Genomic DNA, 17460 nt, shown 5'->3' on the forward strand with positions numbered 1-17460 from the left:
GGCTTGCTCGCGAATGCGTCGTGTCAGGCAACATGATGTTGTCTGATCCACCGCTTTCGCGAGCAAGCCCGCTCCCACAGGGTTCAGTGGTTTTGGGTTACCTTGCGCAACACACCGCCACTGCAAGGCTGCTGCGCCATGAAGCTATCGCTCAAATTTCAACCACCCTACGATTGGCCCGCCATGCTCGGCTTCCTGTCGGCGCGGGCGATAGTCGGGATGGAAGAGGTGGTGGACGGTGTCTACTCGCGCAGCATTGGCTTGAATGGCGTTCACGGGACGCTGTCGATCCGGCCTGAGTCGGAGGACTCACTGGAGCTGTCGCTGGATTTCCCCGACCCGAGCGCAGTACCCGAGATCGTTACCCGGGTGCGGCGAATGTTCGATCTGGATGCGGATCTGGTCACGATTCATCGGCAGTTGGCGGGGGATCCGCTGCTGGCGCGGTTGATCGCCGAGCGCCCGGGGCTGCGGGTGCCGGGGGCGTGGGATGGGTTGGAGTTGGCGATTCGTGCGGTGTTGGGCCAGCAGATCACGGTGGTGGCGGCGATCAAGCTGGCGGGGAAACTGGTGGCGAACTATGGGGTGCCGCTGGTTTCGCCGCGAGGTGGTTTGAGTCATGTGTTTCCCGAAGCTGCGGTGTTGGCGGCGGCGGATCTGGCGATGCTGGGCATGCCGAAGAGCCGTGGGCGGACCTTGTCCGGTGTGGCCCAGGCGTTGCTCGATGACCCGTTGCTGTTCGAGCCGGGCCGGGCCGGAGGTGTGGCGCGGTTGCTGGCGTTGTACGGCATCGGCGACTGGACGGCGCAGTACGTGGCCCTGCGGCAGTTGCGCGAGCTGGATGGTTTTCCGTCGGGGGATGTGGGGTTGATCAATGCCCTGGCGGCGCTTGAGGGGGAGGCGGTGACGGCGCGTCAGCTGCAGGTGCGGGCCGAAGCGTGGCGGCCGTATCGGGGGTATGCGGCGCAGTTGCTTTGGACTTCGTTGAGTCGGGTGGATTAAGTCGGTCTGCTGCTCTTTTGTAGGAGCTGCCGAAGGCTGCGATCTTTTGATTTTGATGTTTACAAGCAAGATCAAATGATCGCAGCCTTCGGCAGCTCCTACAGGGGGTTACCACCACTGTGGGCGGTGGGAGCCGAGTTCGGAGGCGGGGATGGTCCACTGCAAAGGTGTGCCGGTGATTTTCAGTGGCACATGCAGCCGATGCGCCGGCCCCCATGGCGTCTGTTCGACCAGCAATCCCTGATCCGCTGCATCCTCGGCCCGCAATGGGTCATCGCTACCGGGGCCCTTCTCGATCAGCAACTTCGCCGTGCGCGCCAACGACAATCGCGCCGAGCCACTGCGCCCGCTGCTCAGGCGCTCGGCCAACAACTTGATCGCACTGGCCGCCATCAGATACCCGGTGGCGTGATCCAGAGCTTGCACGGGCAAGGGCGTCGGCTTGTCCGCGTGTTTCCATTGCATGCCCGCTTCGGCAATGCCGCTGCTCATCTGCACCAGGCTGTCGAAGCCGCGACGGTTCTGCCATGGGCCGCTCCAACCGTAGGCGTTGAGGCTGACGTCGATCAGGCCGGGGGTGAGTTTCTGTCGTTCACTGATCCCGTAGCCCAAGCGTTCCAGCGCGTCGGCGCGGTAGCCGTGAAGGACAATGTCGGCTTCCTTGAGCAAGGCTTCGAACACGCTGCGATCGGTTTTGTCCTGCAGGTCCAGACGTGCGCAGCGTTTACCCAGGGTCATTTCCGGGATCACGCCCGGCTCGTTCCAGGACGGTGGATCGATGCGCAGAACCTCGGCGCCGAGGCCGGCGAGAAAACGGCTGGCGACGGGACCGGCGAGCACGCGGGTCAGGTCCAGCACCTTGATTCCGGCCAGGGGTTGCGCCACCGAGCCCTGCCAGGGTTTGGCGCTTTGGCTGTTGTGAGCGGCGAATTGAACCAGTGGTTCGGCGTTCACGGCCTGGCCTTGAGGGTGGGTCTGCCACTGGGCCCAGGCGCGCATTTCGGCGGCGCAGCCACCGGCCTCGACCACGGCTTGCTCCAGATCGCTTTTAAGCCATTGCGCGACTTTGCCCGACATCGCGGTGCGGTCGGCGCAGGCGCCCAACACCGATTCGGCAGCGGCGCGGTGATGAGGGGCGTTGGTGTGCAGGCGGATCCAGCCGTCCTTGGCGGCGTAGTCGCCAGCGATCGGGTCCCACAACGGTGGCACGCTCCAGCCCAGAGGGCGGATCGAACTCGAGAACCAGAATGAAGCCAGGCGCCGGTCGACTTCGAGGCCGGGCAGGCGTCCGGTTTGTTGCTGCAGCAGTTCGCTGATGGCTTGGCCCGCCGCCGCGATGCTGGCGCAGGCGAGATCAGTGACGGCGAACGCCGAGGGCAGGGCGCCGCTGGCGGTGAGCGGGATGGGGGTGGCTGGCAAGCCGAGTGCGGCTTGAATGGACGTGAGCAGATCAGTCATCGAAGGCCCTCCGGAACGAGAGCCTCATGATAGATCGTTCCCACGCGGAGCGTGGGATCAAAGCCGCCGCGGATCCTGTAGCCGCAGGCTTCGCCAGCGGCTACATGGATCGCGGTTTGCCTTGGCTGACTGGCATACAGGGATTGTGTTGTCTGCTAAACGCGGAACTGATCCATCAATTTCATCTGCTGGGTCGTCAGCTGGTTGAGCTGGCTGCTGATCTGCGCCGACTCCGTGGCCTGGCCGGTGAGGGTTTCGGTGACGGTGCGGATCGCCGAGACGTTGCGGTTGACCTCTTCGGCCACGGCGCTCTGCTGTTCGGCGGCGCTGGCGATTTGCAGGTTCATGTCGCTGATTACCGTGACCGCGTCGCTGATCTTGCTCAAGGCCTGCACCGCCTGCTGGATCTGCCCGGCGTTGCTGTGGGCCTGGGTCTGGCTCGAGTGCATGGTGGCGACCACGCCGCGGGTGCCGCTCTGGATGCGTTCGATTACCAGGCGGATTTCCTCCACCGAGTCCTGGGTGCGTTTGGCCAGGTTGCGCACTTCATCGGCCACCACCGCGAAACCGCGACCGCTTTCACCGGCACGGGCCGCCTCGATGGCCGCGTTGAGTGCCAGCAGGTTGGTCTGTTCGGCGATGCTGCGGATCACTTCCAGCACCGAGCCGATCTGCTCGCTGTTCTCGGCCAGCGCTTCCACTTCGCTCACGGCTTTGCTGACTTCTTCAGCCAGTTCGTTGATGTCGCGGGTGCTGCGCTCGATGATCTGCATGCCGTCGCGGGCCGACTGATCGGCGCCCTTGGCGGCACTGGCGGCGTTCGACGCACTGTTGGCGACATCGTGGGCGGTGGCGCTCATTTCGTTCGACGCGGTGGCGACCTGGTCGATTTCACGGAACTGCAGCTGCATGCCTTCGCTGGTCTGGCGGGCGATTTCCGAAGACTGGTCGGCGGTGCCGCGGGCGTCGGTGATGCTCTGCTTGATCTGCGCGATGGTCGGCTGCAGCTTGTCGAGGAAGCGGTTGAACCAGCTGACCAGTTCGCCCAGTTCATCTTTCTTGCTGTAGCGCAGGCGCTGGGTCAGGTCACCGTCGCCGCTGGCGATCGCCTTGAGCATCTCGGCCACGCTGTTGATCGGCCGGGTGACGCCCGAAGCGGTGAGCCAGATCAGCAGCAAGCCGATCAGGCCGGCCACGATCGCCACCACCACCGCCTTGATCGTGCCGCTCTGCCGAGCGTCTTCGAGCACCGTTTGCAGTTTCACCGAGTCGGCCAGCATCACCTGCTTGGGCAGGTCGATCACCACGCCCCAGGGCTTGGCGTCGGCAATCGGGCTGACCGGGTAGACCGCGCGGATCAGGTCGCCCTGGTCGAGAATCTTCGGTGCGCCCGCGCCGAGCATTTGCACGATGTTCTTGCCGTCTTCACCGAGGGTGTCACCGATTTTTTTGCCGACCTTGCCGGCGTCGACACTGTAGGCCGCCAGCACGCCGGTGCCGGAGACGATCAGCATGTGCCCGGCGCTGTCGAACAGTTCGCTCTGGGACGCGACAGAGGCGGCTTGCAGGGTATCGAGGGCGATGTCGATGCCGACCACACCGATGGACTTGCCCTCCACCAGCAGCGGCACGGAAATGGTGGTCATCAACATTTCCTTGCCGCCGACGGTATCGGCATAAGGGTCGAGCAGGCAGGTGCGTTTGGTGTCGCGCGGGCAGGTATACCAGACGTTGTAGGGCGTGCCGCTGAGGTTGAGATCGGTCTTGGTCATGTCTTCCTCGACCATGATCGTGTTCAGCGCGGTGCCGCCGGCACGGCTCCAGTAGGTGGCGAAACGACCGATTTCGTTGGACTGGCGCGCCGCATCGTTGACGAATTCGCTGTCCTTGCCGTCCAGGCCATTGGGCTCGAACGCCAGCCAGATGCCCAGCACCTTGCTGTTGCGCTCGAAGGCTGTTTTCAGGCTCTGGTTCAACTCCTCGCGCACAACGCCAGGCTCAATCGAACGCTTGGCGGCCATGGTTCGCATGTCCTTGATCTGGTCGGCCAGGGCGGTGACCACCAGCAGGCTTTCGCCGAAGGTCTTCTGCACCCGCACTGCCTGTTCGGCGGCCTTGGCCTGCAGCAGGTCCTGCACACTGTCGGTGAGCATCTTGCTGCTGGAAGTGCTGACCAGTTCGTCGTTCTGGTGGGACTGGTAGAAGTTCATGCCCATGATCAGGGCGACCACGCCAAGCAGGCACAGGGCAGACAGCAGGACAGTTTTCAGGCGGATGGACAGTGAGTCGAACATGGGGCGAACTCGCAAATGGATGAGAGGTTGGCTGCGAGCCCTTGCGGCTCGGCGCGCCAAATCCATTCAGCGCCGTTCAATCCCCATCGGCGTAAACGTAAGGCACATGAATCGCAACCCGACGAACGGTCATGGTTGACCGTTTGCGCGGAAAAATGTGCCGAAAACAGGCTGAAAAACAGGGAAAGTCGCCGGATGAATCAGAAGGTTTTCGGCAGGGATTCCGGCCTCGACCAGATCCACAGGTTGCCCAGCGTCATGCCGGCAATCGCCAGGTAGATCGGCCAGCCATGGTCGAGCATCACCAGCATCAGGGTGGCGCACAGCAGCATGCTGACAGTGGCGCTGACCTTTGCCCGGCGCGCGACGATCTTGCCGTTGCGCCAGTTGCTCAGGATCGGCCCGAACAGCCGATGGTTTTCCAGCCAGGCGCTCAGGCGCGGGGAGCTGCGGGTGGCGGCCCAGGCGGCGAGGAGGATGAATTCAGTGGTCGGCAGGCCGGGGATGACGATGGCGATCAGGCCGATGGCGAGGCTGGTGTAGGCCAGCAGGCCGAAGAGGAGGCGGGCGAGTTTGGAGGTTGTACGCATAGTGTCTACGAATGACCTGTAGGATCGAGGCTTGCCCGCGAAGAATCCACCGCGATATTTCTGATGGACCGTGTCATCGTTCTTCGCGGGCAAGCCTCGCTCCTACGCAACACAAATCAGGCTATTTCCGGGGTGTAGGCCTGTTCGAGCAATACGGTGAAGCGGTTGAACGCGTCGATGGCGCCCTTGTCCAGTTGCGCTTCTTCCTCGGCGCTGAACTCCAGTTCATCGAGGGTTTTGACGAAGTTCTTCCAGCCCTGCGCACGACCGCCGGCCGGTTCGCCCAGGTGACGGGCACCGAAGGTTTCGCTCAGGCCCAGGCCCACCGCACGCTTGATCAGGAACGCCGCGCCCAGCTTCGAACCTTCGGAGACGAACAGCCAGCCCAACGCTTCAGCCTTGGTCGGGTTGTTCACCGCACCGGCAACGGGTGCGGGCACGTCGGTGTCCAGGTCTGCAAGGTCGGCCTTGGCCGCCTCGGCGCGGCAGCGGGCCGGGAGGTCAGGGACGATGGCGGTCAGTTCGGCATCGTTGTACAGCGCCACCAGCTCCGACTGGAACAGGTACTGCGCCACCACGAAACGGGCGAAGCTGGCCTGGGTCTCGAACGGTGCGTGGGCTTTGACCAGCGCATCGAGTTTGCTGTGGGGTTCGTGGGTGATCTGGTTCAGGCGTTGCGAGCGCAAGGCCGGGCGTGCAGCCGTGTCCTGAGTGGTCATGGGAAATCCTTGAGAAAGAGAAGTGCCTGGTAACGAGACGAATGAGCAGGTGCCGGACAGTAAAAAATCCTCGCTGCGCAACTGTCATCCAGTCGCGCAGCGAGGTGGCCGGGGTCAGATATCCCAGATCAGATTGACCGCGAAGTTGCGACCCGGCTGGGTCAGGCGATCGAGGTTGGCCGGTTGCGTCACCGAGGCTTCGCCGACGCTGTCATAGCCGCGCACGTCATCCCACAGCCAGTACTTCTTGTCGGTCAGGTTGTAGATGCCACCGCTGACGGTCACGTCGTCGGTCACCTTGTAATAAGCACTCATGTCCAGCACGCCGAAGCCCGGGGTCTTGAACTGGCTGCTGACGCCGTCCGGCGACTTGAAGTTGCTGTCGTCGACACGGTCCTTGCGCTTGACCAGGGTCCAACTGAGCAAGCCGCCGAATTTCTCCTGGTCGTAGCCGAGGCCGAATACGCCGGTCAGCGGGTTGACGCTGTTGAGCGGCTCGCCGTTGTCGTTGTTGCGACCGTAGGCGTAGGCCACGGAACCCTGGGTGTACAGGCCTTGCGGTGCGCCGAAGGCGTCGAGATTCAGACGGCCCTTGATCTCGGCACCCTTGATGGTGGCGTGCTTGATATTGGCGCTCTGGAAGGTCGGTTCGTCATAGCCTGGGGTCACGGCGTCTTCGTTAATGAAGTCGCGGTATTTGTTGTAGAACACCGCCACATCGAAGGAACCCTGCTCGAAGTTGCCGCGCAGGCCGGTCTCGTAGCCCTGGCTCTTTTCCGGTTCCAGGTCCGGGTTCGGTTCTACGCGATAGCCGGCCGCGGTGTTGTCGAAGCGGCCGTACAACGCCTTGGCGGTCGGGGTGCGGAAGCCTTCGGCGTACTGGCCGTACCAGGTGTAGTTGTCGTTGAAGGCGTAGGTCAGGCCGAACTTGGGCGAGACTTTGTGCCAGGTCTTGTTCTCGTCGCTGACGGTGCCGCGACCGTCGGCGGACACGGTGTTGAGGAATTCCTGGGTGATGTCAGGCTTCAATTCTGTGTAGTCGTAACGCAGGCCCGGCAGGAAGGTCCAGTTGTTCCAGCTGATCTGGTCCTGGGCGAACACGCTGTAGGTGTTGATGGTCGGATCCGGGAAGTCGCTGGATTTTTTCAGCACGTCGGCGGTGCTGATGGCGCCGATGGCGGTGCAGCCGCGACCGACCGCCAGGCAGGTGCCGTTACCGCTACGCGAGCCGGTGACTTTCTGCTGCTTGATGGTGGTGCCGTAGGTCAGCAGATGCTCGGTGTCGCCGATGCTGAAACCCTTGTCCAGCTGGGCGTCGAATACCCACTGCTTTTCTTCGTAGATCGTGTCGCGGGTGCGCAGTACCTGACGGGTGATCGGGAAGTAGAACTCGTCGGTGCTCTGGTCGGTCTTGGCGATCTGGTGATTGAGGCTCCACTTGACGTTGTCCGCCAGCAGGCTGTCGAGGCCGAAGCTGTGCTCGATGCCGAAACGTTCGCGGGTGATGGTGTCGTTGCCGGTGCGCCACTGGTACATGCCGCCGGGCAACACACTGGCCGGGATGGTCGGTGCGCCACCAAAGAACGGGCCGCCATAGGCGCTTTTCTGATCGGTGTCGCGGTCGTCCTTGTACTTCTCGTACACCAGGCCCAGTCGAGCGTCGTCCTTGTAGTTCCAGCCGATCTTGGCCAGCACGTTGGTGGCGCGCACGTCTTCGGGGTTCGCGGCGGTGCGGCTCAGACCGGTGCCGTTGTTGCTGCCATAGGATTCGGTTTCGTGACCGTCGCGCTGGCTGTAGTGCAGCAGGCCGTCGAACTGGTCGGCGCGACCGGCGACGGTGGCGGATTTCAGCCAGCTCTCGTCAGCCGAGCTGTAGCCAGTCTTGAGGCGCGCGCCGACGTCCTGGCCGGGCTTGATGATGTCATCGGGATCGAGGGTGAAGTAGCTGACCGCGCCGCCGATGGCGTTGCTGCCGTAAAGCACCGAAGCCGGACCGCGCAGGATTTCCACGCGCTTGATGATTTCCGGGTCGACATAGTTGCGCTGGGTCTTGGCGTAGGGGCCGTTGAAGAAACCGTTGGGGACTTCGACGCCGTCGATCTGGGTCAGCACGCGGTTACCGTCGATGCCGCGGATGTTGTAGCCGCTGATACCGCCACGGGTGCCGGCACCGCCCACGGAGACGCCCGGTTCATAGCGCACCAGGTCCTTGATGGTGTTGACGTTGTTGCGGTCCAGCTCATCGCGGGTGTGAACGGTGACGGTGCTCGGCACGCTGTTCACGTCCTGTTCGTTACGGGTGGCGCTGATGGTCACCTGTTGCAGGTTCAGGGTGCCGGCGGTGGTGCGGCGCTCCAGCACGATGTTGTTATTGCCCAGTTTGCGATAGCTCAGGTTGGTCCCCACCAACAGGCGATCCAGGGCTTTTTCCGGTGGCAGCGACCCGCGCACGCCCGGCGATGCCACACCTTCGGCCAGTTCCGCCGGCAAGCCCACCTGCCAGCCGGTCACCGCGGTGAAATCATTGAGTGCCGAAACCAGCGGCTGAGGCGCGATGGCGAACGAGTAGTCGCCCATGTTGCGGCTCGGCTGTTCGGCACTGGCGGCCATGACCGGCGCGGTGCCGGCCATCAGGATGGCAGCGGTCAGCAGCGACAGCACGCGGGAAGGGAAAGAGGACTGGCGGGTAAGGCGAGAGGACATCGATAGCGCTCCGTGTCGCACGAATCTTTATAGGTGCTGATCGGCATCCGAAGATGCGAATCAATTGCATTGGCTATAACGAGACGTACGAGGGTTCACTATCGAGTAAAAATAATTCTCATTCAGTTCAGGATGACCAGCGCCGGGTATTCCTTGAGCTTGGCCGAGGTGATGTGAGCCAGGGAGCGCACCACGTCCAGCGGCTGATCGAGACGGTAGTTTCCGGTGACCGCCACATCCGCCAACTGCTCGTTGGTGTTGATGATGAAGCCCGGGTAGTAGCGACGCAGTTCCGCCAGCACCTGGCTCAGCGGACAGTTTTCGAACACCAGGCGACCCTGGACCCAGGCCAGGTCGGTGGCGGCATCGAGCTTGGCCGGGCGGTCGAAACCGTTGGGGCCGATGCGAATGCTTTCCCCGGCGCTCAGGCGTACCCGCGCATCATCGCGGGTGGCGCGCAGGTCGACATCGCCACGCTGCACGCGAACCTGGGCCACGCCATCCAGATAACGCACGGCGAAGGCGGTGTCGCGAACGCTGGCGGTGACCGGACCTGCGTCGATTTCCAGCGGCTCGCCGCGAGGGGATTGCACCTCGAAATACGCCTCGCCCTGATACAGCCGAGCGACCCGTTGCTGATCGTTGATGGTGCTGGAAAACGCCGAGTTGGTATTGAGCAATACCTTCGAGCCATCCTCCAGTTGCAGGCGCTGGCGCTCGCCGACCACAGTCAGGTGATCGGCCTGCAGGCGCATCGGCAGGTTGCTGAAACTGAACAGACCGAGGATCAGCACGGCGGCGGTGGCCAGGGGTTTCCAGTGCGGACGCAGGCGCGACAGCACGCTGATTTTGGCCGGGCGAGAGGCGAGATTCTGCGCGCACTGCGTGACCTGCGGGCCGTTCCAGATCGCCTGGGCCTTGGCAAATGCGTCGGCATGGGCCGGGTCGGCGGCGAGCCAATCGTGGAACTGGCGAGACTGTTCTTCGCTCGGGCTGTCCAGCACGATCAGCCAGTCCATAGCCTGGTCCATCGCGTCTGCAGGGTCCTGCGCCGATGAAGGCGAAGGGGAGCGGTGGGTGTCCGTCACGGTGTGTCCTCGGGCTTTTGCAAAGCAGTTTCGAGCTTCAAGCTGCAAGCTGCAAGTTTGGTCAGGCGATTGGTTTGCCGTTTTTTACTTGCGGCTTGCAGCTTAAAGCTTGGAGCTGCGTCCTGCGACGCCGATACAGATGCTCATGATCAGTTTCAGTTCCTTCTGCACCGTGCTCAACGAGACGTCGAGCTTTTGCGCGATCTCGAGGTAGCTGTGACCGTGCAGGCGGCTGAGGATGAAGATCTGTTGCTGGCGGGGGCTGAGTTGACTGAGGCGCACGTTCAAACGCTCGAGCAGTTGTTCGGCATGGGCGGCATCTTCGGCGCTGCTGGCGGGGGCGGCGACGCTTTCCACGACCTCCAGCGGCACGTCATCGACCATGGTCCGTGAATGGATGCGCCGCGCACGCAAATGGTCCAGCGCCAGGTTGCGGGCGGTCTGGAAAACGAAAGGTTCCAGATGATCGATGGCCCGCTCGCTGAGCGCGCGGGCCACCCGCAGGTAAGTCTCCTGCAGGAGATCCTCGGCGGTGCTGTGGTTATTGACCATCCGCTCCAGCGTGCGCAGCAGAGAGACTCGCTGGGTGATGAAGACGTCGTTGAAGCGCGATTGACTCACGGGAGGACCTGATCCATTTCGAGCGAATGATAATGCTTATCATCTACTCGAGTGGTCAAGCACTGATTTGTGAAGTTTGCACTTTTGACGTTAGACGCGACCCTGCAAATAGGTCGCGTAGTCCGGGATGCGGTGCGGGTGCGCCTGCTCCATCAACGGGCTGCTGAGCAGGTAGTCGGCGCTGCATTCATTGCAGGCCACCGGAATGTTCCAGACCGCCGCCACCCGCAGCAACGCCTTGATATCCGGGTCGTGGGGTTGCGGTTCGAACGGGTCCCAGAAGAACACCAGCATGTCGACCCGTTGCTCGGCAATTTGCGCGCCGAGCTGTTGATCGCCACCCAGCGGACCGCTGATCATGCTTTCTACGGGCAGGTCGAGACGTTGTTGCAATAACAAACCCGTGGTGCCGGTGGCGACCAGCTGATGCTGGGCGAGGCGATGTTTCTGGCGCTCGGCCCAGTCCAGCAAAAACACTTTGCAATGGTCATGGGCGACCAGGGCGATACGCTTGCGCGCCGCCATGGTTTTTTCGGTGAAGGTGATGCCGATCATCAGACGTGCTGCTCCATAAAGATTCACACACACGCTTTTGTAGGAGCTGCCGAAGGCTGCGATCTTTTCGGCGCAAGTGCCGGCGCTAAGGTCAAAAGATCGCAGCCTTCGGCAGCTCCTACACCAGCGAGCAGCGATTACTCGGCGTTGCAGAGCGCCAGGCAGTTATCGAGCATGCGGTTGGAGAAGCCCCACTCGTTGTCATACCAGGCCAGAACCTTGAGCAGCTTGCCGCTGGACTTGGTGTGATTGGCGTCGAAGATCGACGACAGCGGGTTGTGGTTGAAGTCGCTGGAAACCAGCGGCAGGGCGTTGTAGCCGAGAATCTTCGAATGCTGGCTGGCCTGCTTGAGCAGCGCGTTGACATCCTCGGCGCTGGCTTCTTTCTTCAGCTGCACGGTCAGGTCCACCAGCGACACGTTGATCACCGGCACGCGTACCGCCATGCCCGTCAGCTTGCCCGCCAGTTCCGGCAGCACCAGGCCCACGGCTTCGGCGGCGCCGGTCTTGCTCGGGATCATGTTCTGGGTGGCGGAACGGGCGCGGTACGGGTCGGAGTGGTAAACGTCGGTCAGGTTCTGGTCGTTGGTGTAGGCATGGATGGTGGTCATCAGGCCACTTTCGATGCCCAGTTCGCGGTGCAGCACCTGGGCCACCGGGGCCAGGCAGTTAGTGGTGCACGACGCGTTGGAAATGATCTGGTGCGACTGGCGCAGAATGTCGTGGTTGACCCCATAGACCACAGTGGCGTCGGCGCCTTTGGCCGGCGCGGAGATAATCACTTTGCGGGCGCCGGCGGTGATATGCGCGGCGGCTTTTGCACGGTCGGTGAACAGACCGGTGCATTCGAACACCACGTCAATCTTCTCCGCGGCCCAAGGCAGGTCGGCGGGATTGCGAATGGCGCTGACCGCAATACGGTCACCATTGACGGTCAGGCTTTCCTGATCGTGCTGGACATCGGCCTCGAACGTGCCGTGAACCGTGTCGTACTTGAGCAAATGAGCGTTGATCGCGCTGTCGCCCAAGTCGTTGATGGCGACAATCTGCAGATCCTGACGGTAGCCCTGGGTATAGAGTGCGCGCAGGACGTTACGGCCGATCCGGCCAAAACCATTGATTGCGATTCGAAGAGTCATAGATCAGCGCTACCGTCGTTTTGTTGTTGGAATTACAAGATTATTCGCAAAAAAATAGAAAACAAGCCTTTTTGATGGCAATATTTTATTCAATCTACAACGAGTGACCTGAACCAACTGGTCCAACCGATCGAGAAAACCGTCTGTCATCCCATCGACAACGGCGTTTGATCAGCATAGACAATCAGGTCCGCCACATCCGTTAGCCTGGAGTTCTACACATGCATCCCCGCGTCCTTGAGGTCACCGAACGCCTTATCGCCCGCAGTCGCGCCACGCGTGAGGCTTACCTTGCATTGATCCGTGGCGCAGCCAGCGACGGGCCGATGCGCGGCAAACTGCAGTGCGCCAACTTCGCCCACGGCGTGGCCGGTTGCGGCAGCGATGACAAGCACAGCCTGCGAATGATGAATTCCGCCAACATCGCAATTGTTTCGTCATATAACGACATGCTCTCGGCGCACCAGCCGTACGAAGTCTTTCCCGAACTGATCAAGAAGGCCCTGCGCGAGATCGGCTCGGTCGGCCAGTTCGCCGGTGGCACCCCGGCGATGTGCGATGGCGTGACCCAGGGCGAGCCGGGCATGGAACTGAGCCTGCCCAGCCGCGAAGTGATTGCGCTGTCCACCGCCGTGGCCCTGTCCCACAACATGTTCGACGGCGCGCTGATGCTCGGCATCTGCGACAAGATCGTCCCGGGGCTGATGATGGGCGCGCTGCGTTTCGGTCATCTGCCGATGATCTTCGTGCCTGGCGGGCCGATGGTCTCGGGCATTTCCAACAAGCAGAAAGCCGATGTGCGCCAGCGCTACGCCGAAGGCAAGGCCACCCGTGAAGAGCTGCTGGAATCGGAAATGAATTCCTACCACAGCCCTGGCACCTGCACCTTCTACGGCACCGCCAACACCAACCAGTTGCTGATGGAAGTCATGGGCCTGCACTTGCCGGGCGCATCCTTCGTCAACCCGAACACCCCATTGCGCGATGCCCTGACCCGCGAGGCGGCGCATCAGGTGACGCGCCTGACCAAACAGAACGGCAGCTTCCTGCCGATCGGCGAGATCGTCGACGAGCGTTCGATCGTCAACTCCATCGTTGCCCTCAACGCCACCGGCGGCTCGACCAACCACACCCTGCACATGCCGGCCATCGCCATGGCGGCGGGCATCCAGCTGACCTGGCAGGACATGGCCGACCTTTCCGAGGTGGTGCCAACCCTGAGCCACGTCTATCCGAACGGCAAAGCCGACATCAACCACTTCCAGGCCGCGGGCGGCATGTCGTTCCTGATCCGCGAACTGCTGGAAGCCGGGCTGCTCCACGACAACGTCAACACCGTGATGGGCCACGGCCTGAGCCGCTACACCCAGGAACCGTTCCTCGACAACGGCGAGCTGGTATGGCGTGAAGGCGTGACCGAGAGCCTCGACGAAAGCATCCTGCGTCCGGTAGCCCGTGCGTTCTCGCCAGAGGGCGGCCTGCGGGTGATGGAAGGCAACCTCGGCCGTGGCGTGATGAAGGTTTCGGCGGTAGCGCTGGAAAACCAGATCGTCGAAGCCCCGGCCATGGTGTTCCAGGATCAGCAGGACCTGGCCGATGCGTTCAAGGCCGGTTTGCTGGAGAAGGATTTCGTCGCGGTGATGCGCTTCCAGGGCCCGCGTTCCAACGGCATGCCGGAACTGCACAAGATGACCCCGTTCCTCGGCGTGCTGCAGGATCGCGGCTTCAAGGTGGCGCTGGTCACCGACGGGCGCATGTCCGGCGCGTCGGGGAAAATCCCGGCGGCGATTCACGTCAGTCCCGAAGCTTATGTGGGCGGCGCTTTGGCGCGGGTGCAAGAGGGCGATATCATCCGCGTCGATGGCGTCAAAGGCACCCTGGAGATCAAGGTGGACGCCGAGGAATTCGCAGCGCGCACGCCGGCCAAGGGCCTGTTGGGCAACAACATCGGCACCGGTCGCGAGCTGTTCGGTTTCATGCGCATGGCCTTCAGCTCGGCGGAGCAGGGCGCCAGCGCCTTCACTTCTGCCCTGGAGACGCTTAATTGAAACTGGCTTTGGTCGGTGACATCGGTGGGACCAACGCACGCTTCGCGTTGTGGAAAAACCAGCAGCTGGAATCGGTCCAGGTGCTGGCAACGGCCGACCATGCCAGCCCGGAAGAGGCGATCAGCCTGTACCTGAGCGGGCTGGGCCTGAAACCGGGCTCGATCGGTTCGGTGTGCCTGTCGGTGGCCGGCCCCGTGAGCGGCGATGAATTCAAGTTCACCAATAATCACTGGCGCCTGAGTCGCAAGGGCTTCTGCCAGACCTTGCAGGTGGAGCGCTTGCTGCTGGTCAACGACTTCTCGGCCATGGCGTTGGGCATGACCCGTTTGCAGCCGGGCGAATATCGCGTGGTCTGCGAAGGCTCGCCCGATCCGTCGCGTCCGGCGGTGGTGATCGGCCCGGGCACCGGCCTGGGCGTCGGCACCTTGCTCAATCTCGGCGAAGGGCGATTCTTCGCGCTGCCGGGGGAGGGCGGTCATGTCGACCTGCCGCTCAGCAGCCCGCGGGAAACTCAGCTGTGGCAGCACCTGTTCAACGAGATCGGCCATGTCAGCGCCGAAACCGCGTTGAGCGGCGGCGGCTTGCCTCGGGTGTATCGGGCGATCTGTGCGGTGGACGGGCATGAACCGGTGCTCGACACGCCGGAAGCGATCACCGCCGCCGGCCTTGCGGGCGACCCGATTGCCCTGGAAGTGTTGGAGCAGTTCTGCTGCTGGCTCGGCCGTGTGGCCGGCAACAACGTGTTGACCACCGGTGGGCGCGGCGGGGTGTACATCGTAGGCGGCGTGATTCCGCGCTTTGCCGACTTCTTCCTCGAAAGCGGTTTTGCCCGGTGCTTTGCCGACAAGGGTTGCATGAGCGACTACTTCAAGGGGATACCGGTGTGGCTGGTGACGGCGCCGTATTCCGGGTTGATGGGGGCTGGGGTAGCCCTGGAACAATCCCTGATTTGAAATGCGATCAAAATGTGGGGGCGGCGGTGATGTGATGTTTGCAGGTTCAGCGCTTAAGGCATAATCCGCCCAATTCAAACAACAAGGACGCCGCCCCGTGAGCTCAGTCAACAAGTCGATTTTGTTGGTCGATGACGATCAAGAGATACGCGAGTTGCTGGACACCTACCTGACCCGCGCCGGTTTCCAGGTCCGTACCACGCCCGATGGCGCCGGTTTTCGCCAGGCCCTCAATGACGAGCCCAGCGACCTGGTGATTCTCGACGTGATGCTGCCGGACGAAGACGGCTTCAGTCTGTGTCGCTGGATTCGCCAGCATCCGCGCCGGGCGCAAGTGCCGATCATCATGCTCACCGCCAGTTCCGACGAGGCCGATCGGGTCATCGGTCTGGAGCTGGGCGCCGACGATTATCTCGGTAAACCTTTCAGCCCCCGTGAATTGCAGGCTCGCATCAAGGCCCTGTTGCGCCGTGCCCAGTTCGGTCAGGAGCGCTCCGGCGGTGAAGTGCTGGCCTTCGATGACTGGCGCCTGGACATGGTCAGCCACCGCCTGTTTCACATCGATGGCGAAGAGGTGATTCTCTCCGGCGCCGATTTCGCCCTGCTGAAACTGTTCCTCGATCACCCTCAGCAAATCCTCGACCGCGACACCATCGGCAACGCCACTCGGGGGCGCGAACTGATGCCGCTCGATCGCATCGTCGACATGGCGGTCAGTCGTCTGCGTCAGCGCCTGCGCGACACGGAAAAACCGCCGCGGTTGATTCGCACCGTACGCGGCAGCGGCTACCAACTGGCCGCCAATGTGGTCGCCAGCAATGGTCACTGAGTCCTTGCGCAAACTGATCGACCGAATCCCGGTACCGCGCTCGCTGCTCGGGCGCATGTTGCTGCTGACCTTGCTGGCGGTGTTGTTCGCCCAGGCGCTGTCGAGCGTGATCTGGGTCTCGCAATTGCGCGCCACGCAGCTTGAAGGCCTGGTCACCAGCGCCCGCAGCCTCGCCCATTCGATGAACGCCAGCGTCAGTTACCTGCGCTCGTTGCCGGTGGCCTATCGGCCGCTGGTGCTCGATCAGTTGCGCAGCATGGGCGGCACGCGATTCGTCGTGACACTGAATGACAAACCCTTGGGCATGGACGTGTTGCCGACTACACCGCGCAAGCTGGCGGTGATGAAAGCGGTGGACGAAGTGCTGCGTCAGTCCCTGGGCCAGGACACCGACATTTCGGTGTCTTTCGTCAGCCCCGAGGATCTGCGGATCTTCAATGGCGGCCTGAAGCTCGACGAGTTGCCTCGCTCCTGGGCGCACTACGCGCTGACCCTGGAGCCGGTGAACCCACCCGTGCTGGTGACGCAGATCCAGATGGCGCCCGGCGAATGGCTGTACATCGCCTCACTGCTGCCCGAGCCCTACACCAGTCTGGAAGAACAGGGCCTGCCGGCGCAGCAGGTGTGGTTCATCATTCTCACCAGCGGCTTTCTGCTGTTGTTCATCGGCCTGCTGGTGCACTGGCAGAGCCGGCCGCTCAAGCGCCTGGCGCGGGCAGCGCGGGAGCTGTCGCTGGGCGCCGATGTGGAGCCGGTCGCCGAAGGCGGTGGCAGTGAGGTGGTCGAAGTGGGCCGCGCGTTCAATACCATGCGCGAGCGCATCAGCCGCTACCTGACCGAACGCAGCCAGTTGTTCAGCGCGATTTCCCACGACCTGCGCACGCCGATTACCCGGCTGCGCCTGCGGGTCGAACTGCTGGAAGACGAAAAGCTGCAAGCCAAGTTCGGTCGCGATCTGGATGAGCTGGAGCTGCTGGTCAAGGGCGCGCTGCAGTGCGTGAAGGACACCGACATCCACGAGAACATCGAGCCGGTGGATCTCAACCATGTGCTCGAATGTCTGGTGGAGCCGTACGTGGCACCCAATGGCAATGGTCGCGTGACCCAGCAGGGGCGGGCGCTCGCGGCTTATCCGGGCAAGCCTCTGGCGCTCAAGCGTTGCATTGGCAACCTGATCGATAACGCCCTCAAGTACGGGCAGAACGCGCATCTGTATATTGATGACGACGAAAGCGCGTTTGTGTTGCACGTCGATGACGAAGGCCCGGGGGTTCCCGAGCAGCGGCTGGAGCAGGTATTCGAGCCGCACTTCCGCCTGGCGGGGCAGCAGCAGGGGTATGGCTTGGGGCTGGGCATCGCCCGCAACATCGCCCACAGCCATGGCGGGGAAGTGAGCCTGCAGAACCTGCGCGAGGGTGGGTTGCGGGTGACCCTTCAACTGCCGCGCTCCGTTGATTGAAG

At 62.7% G+C, this 17460-nt stretch carries 14 protein-coding genes and 1 pseudogene; 5 read left to right on the plus strand and 10 right to left on the minus strand.

The features are described 5' to 3' along the window. The first annotated feature begins 138 nt into the window (after positions 1-138). Entirely contained in the window at positions 139-1002 is an 864-nt protein-coding gene (locus HNO86_RS25185) for a DNA-3-methyladenine glycosylase (RefSeq protein WP_175379628.1), read from the plus strand. Between the two features lie 108 nt (positions 1003-1110). On the opposite strand, the gene HNO86_RS25190 is transcribed toward HNO86_RS25185, so the two are convergent. From HNO86_RS25190 to gap, 10 genes and pseudogenes are all read right to left on the minus strand, one after another. Further along, entirely contained in the window at positions 1111-2460 is a 1350-nt protein-coding gene (locus HNO86_RS25190) for a CoA transferase (protein ID WP_175379629.1), read from the minus strand. A gap of 155 nt (positions 2461-2615) precedes the next feature. Continuing rightward, on the minus strand, positions 2616-3371 hold the full coding sequence (locus tag HNO86_RS30715; RefSeq protein ID WP_372242559.1) for a methyl-accepting chemotaxis protein: 756 nt from the start codon (positions 3369-3371) through the stop codon (positions 2616-2618). Positions 3372-3521: 150 nt separating this feature from the next. After that, positions 3522-4820, minus strand: a pseudogene (locus tag HNO86_RS30720) (chemotaxis protein); the annotation flags it as partial. Positions 4821-4954: 134 nt separating this feature from the next. Continuing rightward, positions 4955-5344: a YbaN family protein gene (locus HNO86_RS25200; RefSeq protein WP_175379631.1), complete on the minus strand. Its 390-nt coding sequence runs from the start codon at positions 5342-5344 to the stop codon at positions 4955-4957. A gap of 116 nt (positions 5345-5460) precedes the next feature. Further along, on the minus strand, positions 5461-6063 hold the full coding sequence (locus tag HNO86_RS25205; RefSeq protein ID WP_175379632.1) for a biliverdin-producing heme oxygenase: 603 nt from the start codon (positions 6061-6063) through the stop codon (positions 5461-5463). Between the two features lie 114 nt (positions 6064-6177). Beyond that, positions 6178-8766 carry a TonB-dependent receptor gene (locus tag HNO86_RS25210; RefSeq protein ID WP_175379633.1) on the minus strand — a complete coding sequence of 863 codons (2589 nt, stop codon included), beginning with the start codon at positions 8764-8766 and terminating at the stop codon, positions 6178-6180. 122 nt (positions 8767-8888) lie between these two features. Continuing rightward, positions 8889-9854 carry a FecR domain-containing protein gene (locus tag HNO86_RS25215; RefSeq protein WP_175379634.1) on the minus strand — a complete coding sequence of 322 codons (966 nt, stop codon included), beginning with the start codon at positions 9852-9854 and terminating at the stop codon, positions 8889-8891. Positions 9855-9956: 102 nt separating this feature from the next. Then, complete coding sequence (locus HNO86_RS25220; protein ID WP_175379635.1) at positions 9957-10475, minus strand: sigma-70 family RNA polymerase sigma factor; 519 nt, start codon at positions 10473-10475, stop codon at positions 9957-9959. A gap of 90 nt (positions 10476-10565) precedes the next feature. Continuing rightward, on the minus strand, positions 10566-11030 hold the full coding sequence (locus HNO86_RS25225) for a methylglyoxal synthase (protein WP_175379636.1): 465 nt from the start codon (positions 11028-11030) through the stop codon (positions 10566-10568). 137 nt (positions 11031-11167) lie between these two features. Beyond that, positions 11168-12169 carry a type I glyceraldehyde-3-phosphate dehydrogenase gene (gene gap / locus HNO86_RS25230; protein ID WP_175379637.1) on the minus strand — a complete coding sequence of 334 codons (1002 nt, stop codon included), beginning with the start codon at positions 12167-12169 and terminating at the stop codon, positions 11168-11170. Between the two features lie 221 nt (positions 12170-12390). Here gap and edd point away from each other — a divergent pair, with 221 nt between their 5' ends. The 4 genes from edd to HNO86_RS25250 all read left to right on the plus strand — a co-directional run bounded on the left by edd (position 12391) and on the right by HNO86_RS25250 (position 17458). Continuing rightward, positions 12391-14217, plus strand: coding sequence for a phosphogluconate dehydratase (gene edd, locus HNO86_RS25235; RefSeq protein ID WP_175379638.1), 1827 nt, complete (start codon positions 12391-12393; stop codon positions 14215-14217). Further along, positions 14214-15170, plus strand: a complete 957-nt coding sequence (locus HNO86_RS25240) for a glucokinase (protein WP_175379639.1) — start codon at positions 14214-14216, stop codon at positions 15168-15170. The genes edd and HNO86_RS25240 overlap by 4 nt, the downstream gene beginning before the upstream one ends. A 97-nt stretch (positions 15171-15267) precedes the next feature. Next, a complete protein-coding gene (locus HNO86_RS25245) occupies positions 15268-15999 on the plus strand; it encodes a response regulator (protein WP_175379640.1) in 732 nt (243 codons plus the stop codon). Further along, positions 15989-17458 carry an ATP-binding protein gene (locus HNO86_RS25250; protein ID WP_175379641.1) on the plus strand — a complete coding sequence of 490 codons (1470 nt, stop codon included), beginning with the start codon at positions 15989-15991 and terminating at the stop codon, positions 17456-17458. Before HNO86_RS25245 ends, HNO86_RS25250 begins: the two co-directional genes overlap by 11 nt. Positions 17459-17460 lie beyond the last annotated feature (2 nt).

It is taken from the genome of Pseudomonas sp. C1C7, assembly GCF_013359595.1.
GTDB lineage: Bacteria > Pseudomonadota > Gammaproteobacteria > Pseudomonadales > Pseudomonadaceae > Aquipseudomonas.

Coding starts and splice junctions, on each gene's coding strand:
- HNO86_RS25250 (WP_175379641.1), top strand. CDS start 15,989: ATGGTCACTGAGTCCTTGCGCAAACTGATCGACCGAATCCCGGTACCG.
- edd (WP_175379638.1), top strand. CDS start 12,391: ATGCATCCCCGCGTCCTTGAGGTCACCGAACGCCTTATCGCCCGCAGT.
- HNO86_RS25210 (WP_175379633.1), bottom strand. CDS start 8,766: ATGTCCTCTCGCCTTACCCGCCAGTCCTCTTTCCCTTCCCGCGTGCTG.
- HNO86_RS25185 (WP_175379628.1), top strand. CDS start 139: ATGAAGCTATCGCTCAAATTTCAACCACCCTACGATTGGCCCGCCATG.
- HNO86_RS25225 (WP_175379636.1), bottom strand. CDS start 11,030: ATGATCGGCATCACCTTCACCGAAAAAACCATGGCGGCGCGCAAGCGT.
- HNO86_RS25200 (WP_175379631.1), bottom strand. CDS start 5,344: ATGCGTACAACCTCCAAACTCGCCCGCCTCCTCTTCGGCCTGCTGGCC.
- HNO86_RS25205 (WP_175379632.1), bottom strand. CDS start 6,063: ATGACCACTCAGGACACGGCTGCACGCCCGGCCTTGCGCTCGCAACGC.
- gap (WP_175379637.1), bottom strand. CDS start 12,169: ATGACTCTTCGAATCGCAATCAATGGTTTTGGCCGGATCGGCCGTAAC.
- HNO86_RS25190 (WP_175379629.1), bottom strand. CDS start 2,460: ATGACTGATCTGCTCACGTCCATTCAAGCCGCACTCGGCTTGCCAGCC.
- HNO86_RS30715 (WP_372242559.1), bottom strand. CDS start 3,371: ATGCAGCTGCAGTTCCGTGAAATCGACCAGGTCGCCACCGCGTCGAAC.